The organism is Stappia sp. 28M-7 (genome assembly GCF_014252955.1).
Classification (GTDB): Bacteria; Pseudomonadota; Alphaproteobacteria; order Rhizobiales; family Stappiaceae; genus Stappia.
In genome coordinates this window covers 2821576-2842671 of record NZ_JACMIA010000001.1, presented here as the reverse complement: position 1 = coordinate 2842671, position 21096 = coordinate 2821576, and the positions used below count along the sequence as shown (strand labels likewise).

The following is a 21096-nucleotide window of genomic DNA, read 5'->3' as shown; positions in this document are numbered from 1 at the left end:
GCCTGAGGGCATGATCAGGCGGCTTTCGTGGTTATGCTGAGAATGGGGTCGATCTCCTCCTTGTCGATCTCGGCGAAGGCCTCGACCATCATGTAGCGGCTCGAGGTCTGCCATTCGTCGTTGGCTTCGAAGAGCACGGCGCCGATCAGGCGCATGATTGAGGCCTCGTTGGGGAAGATCCCGACGACATCGGAGCGCCGCTTTACCTCCTTGTTCAGGCGCTCGATCGGGTTGGTGCTGTGCAGCTTGGTCCTGTGCTGGCGCGGGAAGGACATGTAGGCCAGCACGTCATGCTCGCTGGCGTCCATGAGATCGGCCAGCTTGGGCCAGCGCGGGCGCAGTTGTTCGGCAACCTTGCGCCAGGTTTCGCCCGCATGGGCGCGGTCGGGCTGGTCGAAAGCCTGGCGGATCGCGGCGGCGACAACGGTGTGTTGGCCGCGCGAGACGTGGGCGAGAGCATTCCTGATCCAGTGAACGCGGCATCGCTGCCAGGTCGCTTCGAACACCCGGGCAATGGCTGCCTTGAGGCCGGTGTGGGCATCGCTGATCACCAGCTTGACCCCACTCAGCCCCCGGGCGCGGAGGGAACGCAGAAACTCGGTCCAGAAGGTCTCGGCCTCTGAGGGCCCAATGCCCAAGCCGATGATTTCCCTTCGGCCCTCGGTGTTGGCCGCCACCGCAATTATGGCCGCGACCGGCACGATGCGCCCGCCTTGGCGGACCTTGAGATAGGTGGCGTCGAGCCAGACATAGGGCCAGTCGCCGGTGAGCGGCCGGTTCAGGAACTCCCCGACCCTGTCATCGATATCCTTGCAGAGCTTCGAGACCGTGCTCTTCGATATCCCGCTGAGCCCCATGGCCTGCACCAGCTCGTCGACGCGGCGGGTGGAGACGCCGCCGATCCAAGCCTCCTGGATCACCGCCACCAGCGCCTGCTCGGAGGTCTTGCGGGCCTCGAGGAAGCCCGGGAAATAGCTGCCCTGCCGCAGCTTCGGCACCCGCAGGTTCAGCGTGCCCAAACGGGTATCGAGAGCGCGCTCTCGATACCCGTTGCGCCAGGTCGTGCGTTCACCGCTGCGTTCATGCCGGCCGGCGCCGATGATGCCTTCCACATCGGTCTCCATGATCAGTTGCAGCACGGCTTCGGCAATGCCGCGCAAGAAGTCGCCCTGATCGTGCTTGGCCAGAAGCTCGGACAGGTCCATGTTCGTCTTGGTCATCGGGGTCTCCGTAGGGGCCGTGGTTGAAGTCGCCAAACTCCACCTCGAACATACACCTCGATGGCCACCTGGGATCACACCGCCGACGGCGATGAAATTACACCAGCTCCTCGGACGCTAACTGTTTCAAAGCAGATGGTGACGCGATGCGGGCGGTGTGGTCGTTGGTATGTCTTGGAAGTTTTGCGCGAAGTCTCTGATGACAAACGCAGTTTCCGCCCCTAGCCTGGCGCGATGTCAAACGGGCCCTGGACAGATCAAGAGAACGACCTGATCGTCGCGGATTACTTCGCGATGCTGGCAGACGACGTCTCTGGCCGCCCCTACAACAAGGCCGAGCACCGGCGCGGGCTTCTGCCGCTGTTGAATGATCGGTCCGAGGGATCGGTCGAGTTTAAGCACCAGAACATCAGCGCCGTGCTGAAGGGTCTGGGTGAGGACTGGATCCCGGGCTACAAGCCTGCCTTCAATTTCCAGATGACGCTGGTTGACGCCGTGGCGCGTTGGCTGGCGCTTAACCCGGCCTGGCTCGGTCGCCATTCGCGTACAGGAGCGCCGACTGGCCTAGCAGAGGCGCGGCCGATCTGGATCGGGCCGCCTCCCACGCTGTCGAACCAGCCGCCGCCGCAGGAGCTGGAGCAGATGCTGCACATCGCCCGCAAATTCGATGTCGCGGCGAGAGACGAGCGAAACCGCGCCCTCGGCCGTGCCGGTGAGGAACGCGTCTTGGCGCACGAACGAGCGGCCCTGAAATCAGCGGGCCGCGATGACCTTGCGCGCAAGGTCCGGTGGGTTTCGGAGGAGGATGGCGATTGTGCCGGCTACGATATCGCCAGCTTCGCAGCGGACGGCCGTCCGCGCCTGATCGAGGTGAAGACGACGAACGGATGGGAGCGTACGCCTTTCCATATCAGCCGGAACGAACTGGCCGTGGCAGAGGAGCGGTGCTTGGAATGGTCCCTGTTTCGACTCTGGAACTTCGCGCGCGAGCCAAAGGCGTTTGAGCTGCACCCGCCGCTGGACGCGCATGTCTCGCTGACCGCGACGTCCTTTCAGGCGAGCTTTCACTGATCTTTGCCAGCTACCTTGTCGACGACAAGGTAGACATCCATCGAATGTCGAGATTAACGTTTGAAAATTGCGATGAATTTTTGGGTTAGCTTTGGCAACTTGTTGGACCTGTGGTGCGCCGATCGTTTTTCGGCACGCGGATGGCGTGCTGAAGCCAATCCACCTAAACGGTGGCTGGTGCGCTGCCACATCTTCTAGCTCTTCTTCTAACGCGCTTTTCCGGACCGTTGAATCCTATGTGAACCCCAATGCCTATTGTCCGGTATGCGGGGAAAAGGTGTTTTACTACCAAAGCCGCTACGGCGGCCGGGTGTTCTTTGATGATATTGGTCGGCCTTGGCCGAAGCATTGACCTGAGCCCCAAGTCCCCTCCGGTTTACGGAGAGTCCTTGAGTTGATGTTTGGCCCTAAGCGGCCTGTTTTTCCAGCGCCAGATTGCTGCCCAATTCGTTGGGCTTGAGATTGCCCAACGAGGAATGCGGTCGATGGTCGTTGTAGTCATCCTTCCATGCGCCGATCCGCATCCTGGCTTTGGCCAGTGACGTGAACAGCGTCTCGTTGAGGCATTCATCGCGGAAGCTGCCATTGAAACCCTTGATGAAGTCGTTCTGCATGGGCTTTCCTGGCGCGATGTAGTACCAGTCGGTTTGCCGGTCCTGGGACCAGCGTAGGATCGCCATGCTGGTGAACTCGGTGCCATTGTCACTGACCACCGTCGACGGCCTGCCTCTTTGTGCAATGATGGCATCGAGCTCGCGTACCACCCGTCGCCCGGAGAGCGAGGTATCTAGGACCAAGGCCAGGCATTCCCTTGTGTGGTCATCGACAACGGTCAGCACCCTGAACCGCCGGCCATCGGTGAAAGCACCGCTGACAAAGTCCAGGCTTCAGCGCTGGTTGGGCTGGTCCGGTACGATGATCGGTCGTCGTATTCCCAAGGTGCGTTTGCGGCCGCCGCGCTTGCGCACCTGCAGCTCCTCCTCGGCATAGAGCCGCCTGAGCTTCTTGATGTTCATCTCGATGCCCTGTCGCTGCAGCATCACATGGATACGACGATATCCAAACCGTCGCCGCTGGGCGGCAACAGCCTTCATCGCCTCTCGCAGCTCGCGGTCGTCCGGCCGCAGACTGCAATATCGCACGCTCGATCGATCCACAGCCAAAGCTTCACACGCCCGCCGCTGGCTCACTCCGTGCACCAGGCAGGCATGAGCCACCGCATCCCGCTTTGCGTCGGGCGTCACCATTTTTTGCTGCGACATCCTTTAGGATGGCATTGTCGAGCATGGCCTCGGCCAAGAGCTTCTTGAGCCGGGTGTTCTCGTCCTCCAGCGTCTTCAGCCGCCGTGCATCCGATACATCCGGGCCGCCATACTTGGCCTTCCACTTTTAGAAAGTCGCACTGCTGATGCCGTGCTTGCGGCACAGGTCCGCCGTCCCCAGTCCGGACTCCAGCTCCTTCAATATCGAAATGATCTGTTCTTCGTTGAACCTGCTGAGCTTCACACGTCCGCCCTCTGTTGCGGCGGAATCTACCAAAATCTGGAGGAGATATAGGGGCTCAGGTCACTCCGGCGCGTCGACGCTCGCCGATCTCGGGGCGAGTTTCCCGGTCGCGAGCACGACCAACGTCCTGACACTCACAATCCTCGCCGCCCCGAACAGCAGCGAGATCGGCGTCCGGGTGGTTGAGGAGGTCAGCGGGGCGGTGGTGGAGGCCATGCTCGACAGCGACATTCCCGCCGCGACGCAACTCCTGAGCCCGCACAACTACATGAACAACGGCGCGACGGCGGCGACAGTCGCCTATGATTGCTCCGGGGGGGGTATGTGGAGACGGATTATTGACCAGCCGACCTGCTCTCGACCTATCGCGTCTCAATCAGCAGGCGGGGCGTCAGGCGCTTTGACGTCGAATACCTTCGTCCGATGCCACTCCAAAAAGACCCGATGCTTCTCGGTCAGATCGACTGGCCGATCAAAATGAAGTCGCGCACGCGCTTGCTCGCTGAGGTTCTCCGAAAAGACCGGAATGCCGTCATCGCCGAAGGTGACCAGACCGCCGTCGAATACGGCATCCCAAAGAGCCGACAGAAGCAGGCCATTATGGACATCCAGACGCTCTGCGTCGTTTTCACAGTCGCGCCATGGCTTGATGTGAGAGGCACGGAGAAGCGGCTCGTCGATAATCCCGGTCAAAGGGCATCGCCCCCGCCAGTATTTGATCAGACGCTCACGAAAGATGTTCTGGCCGACACGCTGGACCACAAGGCGTTCCGCCTCTGTGGTGGTCGGCAGATTTTTCGTGTGGTGAAGAAACTCCTGAAGTGGTGCGTCGGGAAGGCTTGCGGAAAGCTCGTAAATGCGTGGCATCACGCCATAAAGCAGTGCCAGCGAGGCAAACCGGAAACGTGCGAGGCCTGGCCCTGCGGCATCGGACGCCTCAATCCCGATCTCTGCAATGACCCCGGCGTGATCCAGGGCGAGGAGCCACGCTCCGGAAGCGTCCCGAGCAAGCCAGATCGATCCTTGCGCGGTCGTCGAACTGTACCGCTGCCAGCCCTCGATTTCGGCATGGGGGCGGCGGAAGCCGTTCTGGTAGGTGACCTTCTCGCATTCCTGGCGGGTAACGAAGGATTGGGGGATCTCAATGTCACTCAACGATGCTCTACCCTGATATTTACTGTGATAAAGCTTCGAGTTCATCCATTAGTCTCGAGAATCGCCTCAGTTGATCGTATTGCTCTTCATCGATTCCGTCGGGATCGAAGTGCATGACATCATTGCGGATTTCCCTGACTTTGTCCATTTCGGCGCAAAATACTACGCGATCGACGCGAAGTTCCAATTTCTCCCAATGCTCAGGATTTTGAATGATCCACAAGTATTCACCAAATGTAAGATCCGCCACTGACTGAATACGCTCTTTCCGCTCAGGATCGGCATCGCTGCAAACGCTCTGCAGAACTTCGATGGCATATTTTCCGTTAATGAGGTTCCGAATCTGGTTCTCGATCTGGCCTATCAGCAGAAACGGTTCCGAAAGAAATTGAAACTGCTCGCTCAAGTCTGTGGCTGTCACAATTCCCGTGACTTTTTTGTCCAAGGACGAACGCACAAAAACAAATTCATGATCGATGATGAGCTTAGTTGCCTTGAAAAGGCCTTCCGTGTCTTCAAGGGCAACGGCTGCCTCCATTGCATCCTTGACCTCGACCAAATTGTTTTCTTGGCTTAGCCGCTTACCGATTGTCTTCCAGCTGATCGCACCACTGATCGTCCGATCATTCGGCATTACTGCCAACTGCGAAAAATCGTGCGCCAACATCAATGTGATGGCTTTCTCGATGGTGTCTTGGGGCTTGACCGCAACCACGCCGCAGTTGGCCGCCTTGAGCATGCTGATCAGGAAATTCGCATCTTTGGGAGAATACGTCGTGTCTGCCGCACCTTGAGGATCCTGAGGGGGGGGCACGATGGCGACGGGCTCGGGCGCCTTCTTGAACGCGATCTCGGCATCGATCCAAACCTTTGTGAAATCCGGGCTGGTCACTATCCCTGCGCCGTCCAGCTCAAGCTGTATCTTCTTGACGATCCCAGTTCGCCGCCTGCGCGCACCGAACCAACGAAGCAGTTCTCGCACTGTCGTGGTGGGTTCCTTGCCCTCACCAACGTCATTCTTAACCTCATCAAACTCTTTGCTCATTCTATTGCTCCGCTCGACATCATATCCCCATCGCCGTGAACTCGTCGTTCGCTTTCATCCGGTCCCAGGCCTCAATGACGAGGCGACGGGTGCGGTATTCGCCGTGTTGGTGGATTTCCGGTGGAGCCATGCTCGGCTCTGATGCACGCAGCGGAAACATCACTGTGCCGCCTCTTTGGCCGCGGCAGGATGGCAGAGACTCGGGTCTGCAGGCGGTGGGGACAGTGGCGTTTGGTACACCGAACCCGATGCCTTCGCCTTCGCCATTGCGTCGTAGGCGTTCAGAACCAGGCGCTTGGTGCGGAACTCGCCATGGTCGCGCTCTTCGTATTTCCTGAGCACGGTGAACGAGTCCAGCACCCAGTCGACTTGTTCCCTATCCAGTCCATAGAGGTGGAAGACTGCCGCATCGATTTCGGCTTGGAGGGTTTGACGGCGCGATGGGTCCCAGCTGAACGGAGGTGTGTCCCGTCCAATGCTCTCAGCAAGGCCTTGGAGCTCCCAATTTGTGTAGAAGAGCTCGATAGCACGATTGTTGAGCCAAGCACGAACCTCCGACCCGAGCCAGGTAGGTGCCTCGTCAAGCTTCGTGCGCTCAAGCATTGGCAACTGTTCAACAATAAAGAATGTCATCCTGCTGGATTTCTGACGAACCGCGTAATCGACCACCAAGCTTGAGAGAATTGCCGTAAGTGCCAATGCGTCTTCGGCCGGTGCCTCTGTTGCCAAGTATGGCGAGGCATGCCCCATCGCGGTTAGCGGCAGGATTGTCCCAATGAAAGTCCGCTCCGACGGCCCTACGTCTCTCCAAGAGAACAGCCAAGGCGCCCCGGCGTCCCCAGCTAGTGTTTCTTTAGTCAGTCGAGCATCCACCCAGTATCTCGGTTGAATTTGATAATGAGGTGCGCTGTGCATTTCGTCCGGAACTCGCGGAAGAACGCCTTTATTTGCCTGCTTCTCGGTCTGATTTTCGTAGGTTCCGTATCGGTGATCGAAATGCCAGAACATCTTTCCTTCATAGAGAGGGTAGACCTCACGACCGTCATAAAGAACCGCCAGTGCGCCTCTGCGTTCCTTAATGAGCGGCGCAACTTCCTGATGATCAATGAAATGACTGGAGTCAGTTGCCATGTTGAATAGTGTCTTTAATGTCAGCCTCCAATCGTTTCGCGTAATGTCATTTCCATCTTTTTCGATCAACACAGGTGCCGCTGTGTGAATGGCAGCGGTGACCTTGGCGTCCTTTGTCCAACGAAACGCGGGAAGGTTAAGGGTGTTTGGGTTGGTAGCTCTGATCTCATCGACGCTCAAAGCGTACCGCTTATCAGGATCAGAGATCTCTGCAGGTTGCCTGATATGCGCCGTGAACCACGGTTGCTCAACCTGGATTTCCGCGCCGCTTATAGTGAGCAGGCCGAACTTCGTTTCGTTATGCACGTCCCTGAAGATTTTGTCCTCATTCTCGAATCCGTAGAACGAGACCAATGACTTCTCTGACAAGAGCCGACGCAAGAACTCTCGATAGGTAAAGCCAACTACTAAGCCATTTGGGATGATCAAACCGGCACGACCTGACGGGTTGACAGCCTGCCACGCAAGATCGGCGAATATTGCGTACGTATTGACCTTACCCGGACTTCCAAATGGAAAGCGACCGCTCTCTTTGTAGAAGTTCACCTCGGTAGCCGCAGCGCGCAGTGCGTCTTGCCATCTTGCGTAGGCCTTCGGCTCGTCGGTACTCAGCGACTCTATCATCCTCTTTCGGTGCGCCGCATTCTTTGCGGTGGCAATCTCCGGATGTGTGAGAGCGAATATCTCCTGCTCTTGAACTTCAACGCGTTCCCACGGAGGATTACCGAGTACGACATCAAACCCGCCGCGCTGCATGATGTCCGGGAACTCAAGCGGCCAGTGAAATGCACGTGCGTCGAGCGCGGCACTAGGTGCATTGACCATCGCGTGCCGGATCTTGCCCTGATTGAGCGCCAGCCAGATCTCTTCGGTCGTCGGCACGGAGCGCGCGGACGCTCCCGCCGGTGCGCCACCGACCTTGGGCAGCAGGAAGGCCGCCACATAGAGGTCCGCCGCCGCCTTGGCGCGGATAAAGGTCTGCCCCTTGCGCAGCTCCTTGAACCGTTTCGCCTTGGCGCCGATCTGCTCGACCGTATCCTCGGGCAGGTCTCGGAAGCCCGAGAAATCCAGTGCCAGCGGCTTCATCGCGGGCATCGACGCCTGACCGGTGCCGAAGTCGAAGCCGCCTTGCCCCGCCGTCGCATCGCGATTGGCCTTGAGGTAGTATTTCGCGGTTTCCTTGTCGTCGCCGGTCAGCGGCTTGTAGGCGGCATCGGGAATGCCGTCCTGCAGCACCTGCAGGTCGAAGACGCCGAGCAGCGCATCGCCGCAACGGATCTGCGCGTCGAAGAAGCCGAGGGGAAGGCCCGGGTCCACCGTCTCGATCCAGAGCGCGACCTTGGTCAGTTCCACCGCCATCGGGTTGCGGTCCACCCCGTGGATGCAGCAGCGCGCGACGTCGCGCAGCGCGTGGCGGAAGTCGGCGAGCGAGGGCGTGCCCTCGGCCCGGATACGAGCAAGCCGCGTGGCGATGCGGCGGGCGGCGGCCAGCAGGAAGTGGCCCGAGCCGCAGGCGGGGTCGATGACCGAGAGCTTCAGCAGCGCCTTGGCCGGATCGTCCGCCTCTCCTTCCGTCTTGTCGAGCACGGGGTCGAGCGCGGTGTCGAGCAGCGCCTGAACGAGGCTGTCGGGCGTGTAGTAGGAGCCGGTGGTCTTGCGCTGGTTGCCCTTCTGCTCGGCCGCCTCGGAGGCGAAGACCAGCGTCTTGCCGTCGTCGCCCAGCTGAGGCTGGAGTTCGAGGAGGGATTCGTAGACCGAACCCAGTTCCTCGGTCTCCATCGCGCGCCAGTTGACGGGGACCATGCCGGTCTTGTCGGCGAGCCAGGAGAGGCGATAGAGCGCCTCCATGAAGGCGCGGTTGCGCAGGCGGGCGGTCTCGAGGTGGGGCAGCCTGTCCTCGGCAAAGAGGCCGCCGAGGGCGGGCAGCGCAAGGGCGGGCTGGCCCTGCGTGAGGGCGCGGAAGACGATCTTCACCCCCTCGTAGCGGTCATGGTGCTTGTCCCAAGTGGCGGCGCGGTAGCATTGCTTGCGCAGCGACTGGAGCGAATAGCCTTGGGCATAGAGGGCGCGGGCCTCGGGTTTGGCCTTTTCCGGGTGAAGGAGGTTCCGGTCCTCGGCCACCATCAGGAAGATCAGGCGGTAGACGAGGCGCAGGAGTTCGTTGAACCACTCGGTCAGGTTCACTTCGCCGGAATGCAGTTTCGCGGCGAGGTCGGGGTTGGCCTCGAGGAAGCCCGAGCCAAGGAGCTTGAGGGCCAGTTGGACCTGACCTGCCAGACGATCACGCGCGGCCTCGCCTTCCTTGGAGCCAGCATCGCGCCAACGTTCGAGGGGGCAATCGTTGGCGGGGGTGTCTGCCGCGCCGAAGCGGGTGCGGTGGATCAGGAGCCAGAGCACCGCAAAGGACGCGATGTCCTCGTTGGTGAACATCTGCGCCAGATCAGCCTCGACATAGGCCGGGCGGGTCAGGGAGGCATTGTCGCGCATGAGGCGCAACTGCATCCCGTTGGTCACAATACCCCAAAGGGCCTCGTCCCGATCATTCAGGTGGTCCTGAAGGGCGAAGGCCGGGGAGCGAGACCTGTCCGTCGAGAGCGTCGGGCTGCGGCGGTCAAGCAGCTCGGACGGCGGCACGACGACGACAGGGATACGGTCGGATGCGATCAAGGCGATCGGTGCCGCTGCTGGGGCGAGGTCGGAATACCCGAAGGTTTCCTTGAAGAAGTCGGCAATGAAACGCGCGGTTGCTGCGGCCGATGGGTGTTCGATCTTCGCGAAGGCATCGAAATGCGATTGGCCTACGCGGAAGGCGGTGGCGATTTCCTCACGTATCTGGAGACCTTTGCGAACCCCGTATTCCTCGGGGGATTGCTCGGGTGCCTGGCGCTGATCGATCTTGGCGATCATCGCTGGCGCGATCAGGTTGCCTTCGAGGCTCAGCGACGGCCACGCGGACATATCGGTGATTGGTTTGCGGGCCATGGTTACACCTCCCCCGGAACAAGAACGAAGAGGCCGATGACGTCTGGGGGAATTATCGGCTCCACGCTGACACGCGACGCAGAACCGGCGGCAGCACGAAGGCGGGCGTGGTCTTCAACCAGCTCCGCGGCACGCTTTTGCACGAAATCGGCAATCGGGCCGCCCAACAGGTCAGGAAGGGCCGCCTTCGCCGTATTGATCATCCGGTCGCGGGCGACAGGCGCGAGATCAGCGGTCGCGGGCGAGGCAAGCAGCGCGCGCGCCTCGCTGCCAGACGCAATCACCGTGTTGCTGTCGAGGGCAACGAGGGCGGCTTCCTCTGCCAGCAGAAGGCGCTCGCGCCGTGCATGAACCGTGAGCTTGTAGCGAATACGCAAGAGAGCGACACGCGTCATCTGAGTGACGGCGGTACTTGGCCAGGCCCCGACACGCCCGATGCCGAGATCCGGCAGTGCTTCGGTGTCGAGGGAGGCCTCAAGCAGGCTTTCCGCTAAGGACGATGTCAGCGGATGGGTTCTGGTCAGAAGCGAAGCCCCTGAGGGCGCCGGTTCCTGCGTGGCAAGCGTGAGTGATCCCTTCAGCCCACGCTGCTCCAGCTTTTCCTTGAGGCTATCCTGAAGGGCATGCACGTGGGCGAATTGCAGCGACTTTTTCTTCTCGAGGGGCACCCCGAACCGAGACATCGCACGCTCGAGGAATTCAAGCGTTTCCGCGGGCGATCCGAGTAGAGACTTCACCTTGTCCCATTCAGGAGCGACTTCACTCGGCTTTATGGCGTTTTGTGCAAACCTGGCGCGAGACCGTTTTTCGTTCTCGCTTGCATCGCGCCAGCGGTTCTCCATCACCTGGATGCCGTCGCCGATTTGGAGGTCCAGCGTCAGCTGCTTGTGGCGGCCTCCGCCACGGCGAAGCATCATTGCCGCCATCAGCGCATCGGTGACCGGTCCCCGCTCGTCGGGCAGAGGCACAGTCACGCCCGTCGCCTTGCGGATTTCTTCAGCCTTGCGGAGAATGACGTCCAAGACGGCACCGTCGATGGCGCTGTCGGGCGAAAACATCATGATCGAGCGAACGAGTTCGGCGGGTTGCCCGAAACGATCCACGCGACCTTCGCGCTGTTGATGACGCGTCGGATTCCAGGAAAGGTCGTAGTGGATCACGGTGTCGAACAGCTGTTGAAGGTTGATCCCCTCCGACAGGCAGTCCGTGGCAACAAGGATGCGCTGATCTGTGGCGGCGCTTTCTTCCGCCGCCATTTCCGCGACGCGATCGCGACGTTCGTCCGGCGTCAATTCACCCGTCACGGCCTGCACAGTTAGCTTGGGGAAGGCCTTACGAAGTCCTTCCTTCACATGTTCGGCCGTGGCGAGGTAGCGGCAGAAGACGACTGGGTTAGCGCCGTCTTTGATCAAGGGTTTGAGGGCCTTGATGAGGGCGTTCAGTTTGGGATCTTCGGCCGTCAAAAGTTCGCTGGCCTTGTCGAGTAGCCCTTGGAGAGCGGGGTCATTTGAGAAGACGGTGTTTGGCTCGATGTCCACGGCGTCTTCGTCATCGCCATCTTCGTCGTAGATCTGCGGCTCGAGGCGGTCGTCTTCATTGGAAGCCCGGTTTCGCAACGCGCTCATTGCGGCTGCGGGTGACGATCCGACACAGCGCATCAGTGCCAGAGTGCCCCAGAAAGCAAGGCGGCGATCCTTCTGTGCATCTCCGGCCCGAGACACGACCGAGAAACAGTAATCAAGTACGGCCTCGTGGAAGGATCGATGCGCGTCGCTCAGATCATAGGCGAGTCCCCCCTCCAGTTCTTCCTTCTTAGGAAAAGCGCGATCCTCGCCCCAATCGCCATCGACGATATCGGCTCGACGCCTCTGAACAAGGTGCCGTGCAAGGCGCTCGCGGTATCTTTGATCATCGAAATTCCCCTTGCCAAATTCAGTGTCGATTAGCGACAGAAGCCGAGCAAATGCCTCTTCGTCCCCGGAGTGCGGCGTGGCTGTCAGCAGGATCAACCGACGTGCAGGATCGCTTGCAAGGCCTTGGAGCAGGTTGAAACGCTGCTGCTTTCCCTTGTGCGTCCCGACGCAGGCGTGTGCTTCATCGACGATAACGAAATCCGGACAGGCCCTGGCGAACCCATCCCGGCGTTTCTCGGCTTTGATGTAGTCAAGGCTGACCACCGTGAACGGATAGGCATCGAAAAGGGTCTGCGCCAATGGGAGGTTGCGCTCCAAACGCGCCGCAGTCCCGGAGGTGACGGCAACGGCATCGATCCCGAAGCGATCCTTCAGTTCTGTGATCCACTGGTCCACGAGGTGCGGAGGACAGAGAACGGAAAACGCGTCGACCTCTCCGCGATCCATCAGTTCGCGCAGTATCAGACCCGCTTCGATGGTCTTGCCGATGCCAACGTCGTCGGCAATCAACAAGCGCGGGACCTGAAGCCGAAGGGCCATGAGAAGTGGGACCAGCTGGTACGTCCGAGGCTCAAAAGCAAGCTGTGCGGCGGATCGGAACGGGCCTGCCCCCCGGCGGAGGGTCAGTCGCAACGCGTCGGCAAGAAGGGCCGCCTTGGACTGCACTGTCGTGCGCGCATCGTCAGGCAGGTCGAAGCGAGCGGCTTCCACCGGTGTAAGCTCGAGATCCGGAGCAAGAACCACGATATCATTTTCATTGCCCGAGAGAGGGCGCAGGGCAAGCAGGCCCTCACCGGGTGTCGGCAAGGCAACCCATTCACGGCCGCGCGCTCTAACAAGGTCTCCAGGAGTAAAATTCACAGTCATATCAACCTTCAAAATTCTTCATAAAGCCATCTGGAAGCCCTTCTGACGGCGCTGAAGGCAATCCAAAAACGACCCAGCCCTTGTTCATCGCATCTGCCTCAGCTTCTGCAGTCAGGTCAGCGGTCGTCGCGGCAACCGCGAATGCGCGCCAAACGAACTCGAATTCGCGCCCACCAAAGCTCGCGGGCATCGTATCGACTTGGGGAATGCCTGATGCGCTGAATGCCTCAAGCCATGGTGATGCCACCGTTCCAGCGGTCGGCTTCGCAGCAAGGGAAATCGTGCCGCGTGCAAGATCGATCAGGAACTGCGTAACTTCTGGGCTAGAGCGGTTGATCAGCTCATGGTCCGGTTGGTTGAAATAGGACAGCAGGCAACGGTAGCAGCCGCGAACACAGCTTCCGTCTTTCTTCTCCTGCAAAAGATCCGCATCACCCGCAGCAATCGCAGCATCCACATTCTCGAAGTGCATTAGACCAAGTGCGGTCTTCGCCACCTCGTTGATTGCTTTTCCGTCATCGATCAGGCGCGTGAGTACGCCGGCGCCGCCTTCCGTTGCCTCGTAGGCAAGGATTGCGCGACGGTTGTCCCTCGCGGGCAGCGGTTCGCCGAGGATTTCGCTTTCTTCCAACTGGAAAACCACTTCAACTCCGCGCAGCAACGCATGCTGAACCGTCGTGATAGTCTCGGGCTCGTACTGCTCAGGCTTTTCAAAGCGGAACAACAGGGCATTCTTTCTGTCGCGAACAATCGGGACAATGCGAACCGGCTTGACCACGTCGGGCGGAACGTCCGTGTCGCTGTCCTCGTCGTCGGATTTCGCCCAGTAGCCGGACCTTGGATCGATGTGGAAACCGAAGACAGTCTGGTCCTTTCTGCGCTTCAAGCCCTTGTTCAGACGGCTGATTTCCGCGCTGTTGGCGTACTGCAGGGCCAAGAGGGAGGTCTCGCCACAGACGAATTTGGCGTTGGTCACTTGGACCCGCCCATCCTTCTTCGGCCAGGAGAAGACGGTCTGGATGTCAAAGCCCTGCCGAACGCGCTCTTCATCGTTCGCCGTGATGCGCTCAGTCGGGGCGGCCTCGACGTTGTCGATGCGCAGGGTCTTCTTAATGGGGACCTCACCCGCCATGTGGTTGTTGCACCCATGGCAACGCTCGACCTCGCCCTCATGCGATGCACCACAGTTGGAGCAGATGTAGATATCCTTGGTCGCCAATTCCGATCCGTCGCCCTGACGCACCTCGGGCGGCAATTTGGCTTTCATGACCCGGTAGGCGCGGCCCTCATGATAGATCAGACTGCGCGGGCCGAATTCGGAAATGGCCAGGAACCGAGCTCTTGACAGGAATGACCCCGTCTTACCTTCGCCTGGGACAAACGCGTAGAGCGGCAGGCGCGGGAAGTTGTACCCGGGCAAGAAGCCCTCAGTCGCCAGATACCGATACGAATAGAAATCGGAGCCATTCGAGGCTTTGCCTTGTTCGAGGATGGCGATCTGATCCTGGGCTTGCATCTGCGCAGCCTTGATCTTGCGCCGGTCGGCTCCCGAGAGCCCCGTGATCTCCGAACGCTTGTTCGCCTCAGCCAATTGCGTCCTGGCAGAGCTATAAAGCTCGCGCCAACGGTCGAAGGCACGGTCAAACTCCTTTGGGGCATTCATGGTCGTGTGAAGAACGAACTCGTCTGGATCGTCCATCCAGATCGGGGTTTGCCCTCCGTCGGACGCCAGAATCTGCTTCAAGACACGCGCCATCGGTCCCCGTGCCTGCGAAACCAGAGCGGGTTTCGAGATGACCGCCAGAACGTCTTCCTTCAGCGGGAATTTATCCCCGTGAAGGTCCAGAATCTCTGGGATGTCGGGAGAAAGCGCCAGTTTTGCTTCCGCAAGCCACACCGCATGTAGGTGCGATCGAACCAGCTCTTCATTCGTGATGTCGAGCGCCGGCGGCCGCACGACACCGGCCACCATATCGTTGCGCCGTTCAAAGAAATACTGGTCATGCGGAGACCCCGAGGCGCAGTAGGTCACGACAACCGCGGCCTGGCCCGAGCGACCGGCACGCCCAGCGCGCTGCGCGTAATTCGCCGGCGTGGGTGGTACGTTGCGCAGGTAGACGGCGTTCAAGGCGGAAATATCAACGCCGAGTTCCATAGTCGGAGAGCAGAATAGCGCGGGCAGGAACCGGTCTGACTCGCCCGTTGCCCGAATTTCCGTTCGGTACTCCGAGGCCGCGAGATGGTCCATGTCGTCCTGCTCGAAACGGAACCGCCATTCACGCCATTCTCGCTGCTTCTGCGAAACCTGAGCCGTGTGCTCGCGTCCCTCTAGCCCCCAGTAGGAACTACGCCCGTCGCCAAGGTCACTGGCAATCGCGGTGTAAAGGTCGTGGAAATATCGGTTGCCGCGGTGGGTTTCATCATCGAGGGCCGGTCCAGGCACAAGCCGAACCGCAGATGGTGACAGGCGCCAGCCCGTCACATCGCTATCGAGTTCGACAGGCACCAGCAGCCCTTCGTCGCTCAGGAAGGCAAGCATCCCTTCCATGAACTCGTAGTACTCATCCTTGTTCAGCTTCGTGCCGAGAACAGACTTCCGGTTCACGAGACGCGCGATCCGCGAATTGGGACCTGCCCGAAGAAGTGTTTGCTCTTCACGCAGCGTGACGACGTTCTTGCTGCCCGCGCGCAGGACAAGTGAGGACCGCGCTCGCGGATTTTCCTTTTGGTCAATCGCCCAAGGTGCCTGAAGCAGCATTCGGGATTTCTGGGCCACGCCATCGAGGACAGGCAGATCCAAGGCTTCGGTCTGAACAGCCAGGCCCTCGAGCATCGCGGACAAAATCGCCTTGAGAATTGCCTGCCGCTGCTCGAGGCCGAGGTCTCCCAGCGCTGGATGGATGGCCATGAAGCGCTCGCGATCTTCAGATATTTCCTCGAGGCCGAGGAAATTCACGTCGATCAGGTTCAGGACAGACAAGCTGGGGTTGGTGAAGCGCCAACCGCGACGCAGGTCCGTCCAGACACGATGGGCGAGAACCTTTGCGAGCGACCGCTGGGCATCTTCACGAATGATGGCACCAGCATTTGAATCCAGCAGCCAATGCTGGCGCGCCTCTTTGTTGGCGGCAGTAAAGCCGAGCGCCTTCACCACCTGCAGGCCAAACTCGTCTTCTGCGAGCCCACCTGAGCCAGCAGCAATGACCGCGCGAAGGATGGCTCCGCGCAACAGGCTCACGAACAGGAAGTCATTGAAATGGCCAGACTGCAGGGCTGCATCCTGACGGTTATCCGTGAACCCTAGAAGCTTCCGCTTCGTCTCGGGAACGCCGCTGCCAGGTTTGTTCATCCACTCCAGGGCACTGGCGACCAGCAAGGTTGTTGCCGAGCTTCGCCCTTCGCCGGACAGCCCCGCCAGCTTGCTGCGCTCTCGCATCCCCTGCGTCGGTTCGTCATGGCAGCACAGGCAGAACGCGAACTTTCCCGGGATGAACCAGAAATCGTTTCCGCCCGCTCCGTGGCGACCATCAGCACCCACGACGTAGGACACCGGCATACGATTCTTGCGATACCCTCTCAGCCGTTCAATGCCGTTTTTCTCTTCTCGCCAGCTTTCGGGGTAACCCTCAAGCTCGCCAGTGAACTGAAAGTCAGTATCGCCGGGCGTCACCGGACAGAGATACCCTGCAACCTCGTCTTCTTCAGTGTCGAGCGGCGTGTCGTCGATGCTTCGGGGCAGAAAGCGCAATCTCCCATCATCGTCTACCTTGGTCACGACATGGTATTCTTGGCCACAATTTCGGCAGAACCGCGTGGGGTAGAGGCGGTTTCCAGGGGCTTCGGGGTCCTCGAGCTGCCCTTCAAGAAGGATCCGACGCGGCCTGGCTGTGAGCGTCGTAAAGACTTCACCGGCACCAGAGATGAACCGGTGGAGTTTGAAGGCGAGAAAGGCTCCGTCCTTCGTGCCGCCGCGCTCATGCTCCGGCAGGCTTACCCGGGTCAGGAATTTTTCGAGATAGTCTCGACAGGTTTCGGCGTCGACCGCACTGGCCAGAGAAAGCTTTTCAACGGCTTCTTCGAAAGGGATAGGCTTCTTCCTGCGAAGCTCAAGCCCATCGTCCAATCCGAGTTCGAGTTCGGCCCACACCGAGAACGGATGGCGCTTCAGGGTTTCGTCATCGAGTGCGTCCGGCAATGGCTGAGTCAGGGCCGTCTTCAAAGCGCCAAGGACGTGCTCGGTCTTCAGGGCGTCATCGGTCGCGCGCTGCAAGGACTCGTCGATGACCGCGTCCGGGCCAATGTCGGTGCCAAAAAGACGCGACGCTACCTTCGCGACAGCAAGTGCGCGGCTCTCGTCCGATCCCTCGGAGGCCATCGTTGCCGAGGTCCCGATGCAGATTGGCTCCTTGTCAGGCGAGCACCTGTCCCGCAGGCGTCGAACGAGGACCGCGACGTCGGCACCTTGGCGCCCGCGATAGGTATGGAGTTCGTCGAGAATGATGAACTCGAGACCGGACGCGTTCGAGACGACTTTCGAGTCCAGGTCGTCCTGACGCGTTAGAAGCAGTTCTGCCATCATGTAGTTCGTCAGGAGAACATCGGGCGGATTGGCAGCGATGCGCTCGCGTTCTTCACGGCTTTCCTGACCGGTGTAGCGCTTGACCACCGGCTTGAGCTCATCGGGCAAACCGGAACCGGCGATGAACTTGTCAATCTCCTTCATCTGGCTATTTGCCAGTGCGTTCATGGGGTAAACGATGATTGCCGTCGTACGGCGCGGCTTTCCTGCGCGCCGCGCGCGGATTATTGCGTCGACAACCGGCACGAAGAAGCACAGAGACTTCCCCGAACCCGTACCGGTCGTGACGACATAACTCTTTCCTTGCTTCGCCTTTGCGATGGCCTCGGCTTGGTGCCGATGAAAGCGAAGAGGCGTAGTGCCAAACCGGAAAACCTTGCCCGTGCCGTCGTCGAGATCACCCGTGGCGACGAGTTCATCGACCGTCGGCCCCGCCATGAAGCGTGGGTTCAGAGACAAGAGGGCATCCGGCCAGAATTTTCCGGCGTCGTACTGGGCATCGATCTCGGATTTCAGGTCGGGTGCTCGAATTGCGCTGAATGAACGCGAAAAGTGCTCGTAAGCACGGATCAATTGATGGTCGAACTCAAACGCTTTCATTCAGGCGGCCTCCTCTGTGTCCGGGCTTGGAACATCGAAGCCTTCGTCGTCCTGGAGAACGTCCTCGCCTTCCTCCGGCACGGAATCTGCCCTGATGATCGCATGCCCGGTTGCCTTTGAAATCATGGCAAGGAGCCGCGTCTCCCGATCCGCCATGAATCCCTCGAAGTCATCCGCCCTTAGCAAGGAGGGATCCAGCCCGTGGGACGCCAGATAATCGTCAAGCGCTTCGCGGGCGATCGGCGGGTTGTCCTTTCCGCCTGTTCCCAGTCGTTCCAGGTAGACCGATGGTGCTACGCCGCCAAGAATGCGGTTGGTCTTGTAGCTGAGCGGCGTCTTGTTGATGACGGTGTCAAAGACCTTCGGCTCGATCTTCTGTTTGTTACACCAGTCCTGCGGGAAGATGTGGTGGATATCGATGTATTCGTCAAAGAATACCGTGTCCTTGAAGTACTGGCCGGAGCGAAGATCTCGCGCGCCTTCGGCCATCAGAAGAGCGTGGATGCCCTTGTAGGCAGCCGACAGGCGAGTGCGCAGGGTGCGCAGTCGCTCCGGGCGGAAGCGGCCATCGGTGATGGTGCTGGGTTCGGGTCCACCGTCAAGCCACGCGGGAACCTCGAGCACGTCCTTGGCAAATCGGGACTCGATGGCCGAGCCATACAGCTCGCCAAAAATGCCGCACCAGAACCAGCGGGCGAGCTGGTCTTTCACTGCAGCGTGGTCGAACCTCGGCCCGATGATGGCGAGGATCGCGGCAAAGGGGACAAGCTGGCCCTGATAGGGCAAGTCGATGACCCGATAGATGTGGTTCTGCCGGAGGAACTTCGCCGCAGTCTTGAACCCTTCTTCGACCGCAGCGCGGTGTTTCAGGTAGGCCTCCAGCGGCAGGTCGAGGAGTGACTGACGCGTGGCCCGGACTGCGGACAGCTCCGACTCCCTGCGCCCGGCGGCGATTTCGGCCGCGCGGGTCTCAACCCCATGCAGGAGGGCGATCGACTGTAGCACATCTGTGGCGGCGACCTTTTCCAGCACGCCGAACTTCTGTTCGGCTGCCCGCCCAAAGAGCTGAAGCCTCGTCTGGAGCCCCGGCTGCCCGTCGGCGCCGAGCCAGTCGTCCCGCAGGCGATGGCCGCGGGCTGCATACATCGCGGTCACAAGCTCGAATGCGTCGAGCGGCTTGCCGCCGGTGTTTACCTTCTCAAAGACCAGACAGACGGCCTCGTGGGAAGTGTCGGGGCCCAATGCGATCACGGGCAGCTGGTAGGCCTTGAAGTTCTGAAGGACCTCATCCTTGAACGGCTTGAAAAGCTTGCGTGTCTCCGGGTCGTTATCGAGCCAGTATTCGTTGAAGCCATCTTGCCATTCGTCCCAGTCAAAAACCTGGTTCAGCGGGAACATGAGATTTTTGTATTCGAGTTCCGGCGTGGAGAGATCGAGGGCGATCTTCCGGTCGAAGTCCGACTTGATCCGCCGATCCTCGGGTACACAGATAATGGCGTTTTCGCGGTCCTCAGCCGGCTTCATTGCTTTTCGAATATCGATGTAAAACCAGCGTTTCACGAGCTTGAGGCGAGGCGTGACCGTTTGCACGACCTCGCGGCGCAAGCAGGTCTGATAAAGCGAGGTCATGCGCTGCTGGCCATCCAGCAAGAGCTGATCCGGCGCATCATGGCCAACTGCGGCGTCTGCCCCTTGGATTGGTCGGCGTGCGAAGGTGTCAGCCGCACCAAGCTTCACCTCGAGCGTCATCAAGGCGCCGACCGGAAAGGCCTGCGAGATCGAGGCGATCAGCCCCTTGATCCGTTCCTCGTCCCACACCCAACTGCGCTGGAAATCCGGCAACTGGATCTTACCGTTTCCGCACTGACGGAGAAGCTCTTCCAAGCTGACCGGGTTGGTCTTGAATGCCGCTTGTTTACCCAATCTCGCTCTCCTCAAATGAACTTGTCGACTTCAGGCAACTGGACGCGATGTTCGAAGAAGGCTTCACTTTGAATCCTCCGGAGCGCCAGCTGCTCCAATGCCGCTGAAAATCTCGTCGCGATTGATAAGCACGATCTGCTGGTCCTGGGGCGTGCGCGCTTCGGGGGCGGTATCTAGACCGAGGCGTTTGAGCGCATAGTAGAGGAGCGCACGTCTCACCTTTATCTTCGCCTTGCCGCCGCGCATGCCATAATCGAGCGCGATTACCTTCGCTTGTGTTTCCGAGAGGTCGGGATGGGGACCGACTTCCAGCGTAATCTCGGCAAGCCAGTCGTGATCGTCGCCGGCCGATTTGTCGCTTTCGCCCGAGCCTCGGATCTCGAGCATCCGCGACAACAGGAAGTCCTTGAAGCAATCGTCGGTTTGGCAGAACGCCCGAGTGTGCCATCGGAAGCCGTCAAACGCGATGGCATGGGGGGCGATCCAGCGCCAGCGCGGCTCGGGGCTGGACAGGGACTGGTACTTTACCTCGACCGCCTCGGACCGGCGGATGGCGCCAACGACCGAACGAAGCGTTGCCGAATTGACCCCACGAACCGGTGTAGGGGCGGCCGCGTAAGGCGGGAGATTGGCGATCCAGGCGTCTTCGCGGTCGAGGATCCCGTCAGCGACCGATTGCAGCTGTGCAAGGTAGCGGCTCGCGTCAGGCTCGAGGAACTGCGGTTTGAACTCGGAGCCTCGTACATAGGTTCGCGCACTCTTGTCGTAGACCATGTTGTCCGGCGCGAAGCCGATGTAGCGGTTCAGGTCGGTGGACGCTTGGTTCACCGAGACCCCGAACTTTTCCATCAGATCGCTGCGGTTCACGTATCCCTCCCAGAACAGGCGGAACTCTATGAACTCGAGGCGCTGCTCGACACCCCAGCGAAGTTCCGACCGGTCGTTCTCCAAAATCACCTCCGGACCAGATCGGTGGACCCGTAAACTATGCGGGCCCATTTTCTGTGCTCTCGATGACGCTAACTGACGTGAGGAAAGCGGGCAATCGAAATTGCGCGTAAAATGATTGTTTTCGAACGTGGTTCTATCTGCAGATGTAGATGA

Annotated in this window: 9 protein-coding genes and 1 pseudogene; 1 reads left to right on the top strand and 9 read right to left on the bottom strand. The window is 60.0% G+C overall.

Annotated elements, in window-relative coordinates:
- Window positions 1–14: 14 nt before the first annotated feature.
- On the bottom strand, window positions 15–1220 hold the full coding sequence (locus H7H34_RS12495; RefSeq protein ID WP_013654810.1) for an IS256 family transposase: 1206 nt from the start codon (window positions 1218–1220) through the stop codon (window positions 15–17).
- Window positions 1221–1514: 294 nt separating this feature from the next.
- On the opposite strand from H7H34_RS12495, the gene H7H34_RS12490 reads away from it, so the two are divergent.
- Complete coding sequence (locus H7H34_RS12490) at window positions 1515–2291, top strand: protein NO VEIN domain-containing protein (RefSeq protein WP_245165060.1); 777 nt, start codon at window positions 1515–1517, stop codon at window positions 2289–2291.
- 407 nt (window positions 2292–2698) lie between these two features.
- Here the strand turns inward: H7H34_RS12490 and H7H34_RS12485 are convergent.
- From H7H34_RS12485 to H7H34_RS12450, 8 genes and pseudogenes are all read right to left on the bottom strand, one after another.
- A pseudogene (locus H7H34_RS12485) lies at window positions 2699–3797 on the bottom strand (IS3 family transposase).
- A gap of 372 nt (window positions 3798–4169) precedes the next feature.
- The gene (locus tag H7H34_RS12480) at window positions 4170–4997 is read right to left on the bottom strand and encodes an HNH endonuclease (RefSeq protein ID WP_185925365.1); all 828 of its coding nucleotides are present in this window, start codon (window positions 4995–4997) and stop codon (window positions 4170–4172) included.
- Window positions 4972–5997, bottom strand: coding sequence for a CBS domain-containing protein (locus H7H34_RS12475; protein ID WP_185925364.1), 1026 nt, complete (start codon window positions 5995–5997; stop codon window positions 4972–4974). The genes H7H34_RS12480 and H7H34_RS12475 overlap by 26 nt, the downstream gene beginning before the upstream one ends.
- Window positions 5998–6156: 159 nt before the next feature.
- The gene (locus H7H34_RS12470; RefSeq protein WP_185925363.1) at window positions 6157–10110 is read right to left on the bottom strand and encodes an Eco57I restriction-modification methylase domain-containing protein; all 3954 of its coding nucleotides are present in this window, start codon (window positions 10108–10110) and stop codon (window positions 6157–6159) included.
- A 2-nt stretch (window positions 10111–10112) separates the two neighbouring features.
- Window positions 10113–12890, bottom strand: coding sequence for a DEAD/DEAH box helicase (locus H7H34_RS12465; RefSeq protein WP_185925362.1), 2778 nt, complete (start codon window positions 12888–12890; stop codon window positions 10113–10115).
- 1 nt (window position 12891) lies between these two features.
- Complete coding sequence (locus H7H34_RS12460) at window positions 12892–18069, bottom strand: DEAD/DEAH box helicase (protein WP_185925361.1); 5178 nt, start codon at window positions 18067–18069, stop codon at window positions 12892–12894.
- Complete coding sequence (locus H7H34_RS12455; protein WP_185925360.1) at window positions 18070–19992, bottom strand: DUF262 domain-containing protein; 1923 nt, start codon at window positions 19990–19992, stop codon at window positions 18070–18072. It lies immediately after the preceding gene.
- 63 nt (window positions 19993–20055) lie between these two features.
- Window positions 20056–20943 (bottom strand): BrxR family helix-turn-helix transcriptional regulator, encoded by an 888-nt coding sequence (locus H7H34_RS12450; protein WP_185925359.1) that lies wholly within the window; start codon window positions 20941–20943, stop codon window positions 20056–20058.
- Window positions 20944–21096 lie beyond the last annotated feature (153 nt).

Excerpts from the sequence above, each read along its gene's own strand:
- H7H34_RS12495 (WP_013654810.1), bottom strand. The coding sequence starts at position 1,220 with ATGACCAAGACGAACATGGACCTGTCCGAGCTTCTGGCCAAGCACGAT.
- H7H34_RS12490 (WP_245165060.1), top strand. The coding sequence starts at position 1,515 with ATGCTGGCAGACGACGTCTCTGGCCGCCCCTACAACAAGGCCGAGCAC.
- H7H34_RS12480 (WP_185925365.1), bottom strand. The coding sequence starts at position 4,997 with ATGAACTCGAAGCTTTATCACAGTAAATATCAGGGTAGAGCATCGTTG.
- H7H34_RS12475 (WP_185925364.1), bottom strand. The coding sequence starts at position 5,997 with ATGAGCAAAGAGTTTGATGAGGTTAAGAATGACGTTGGTGAGGGCAAG.
- H7H34_RS12470 (WP_185925363.1), bottom strand. The coding sequence starts at position 10,110 with ATGGCCCGCAAACCAATCACCGATATGTCCGCGTGGCCGTCGCTGAGC.
- H7H34_RS12465 (WP_185925362.1), bottom strand. The coding sequence starts at position 12,890 with ATGACTGTGAATTTTACTCCTGGAGACCTTGTTAGAGCGCGCGGCCGT.
- H7H34_RS12460 (WP_185925361.1), bottom strand. The coding sequence starts at position 18,069 with ATGAAAGCGTTTGAGTTCGACCATCAATTGATCCGTGCTTACGAGCAC.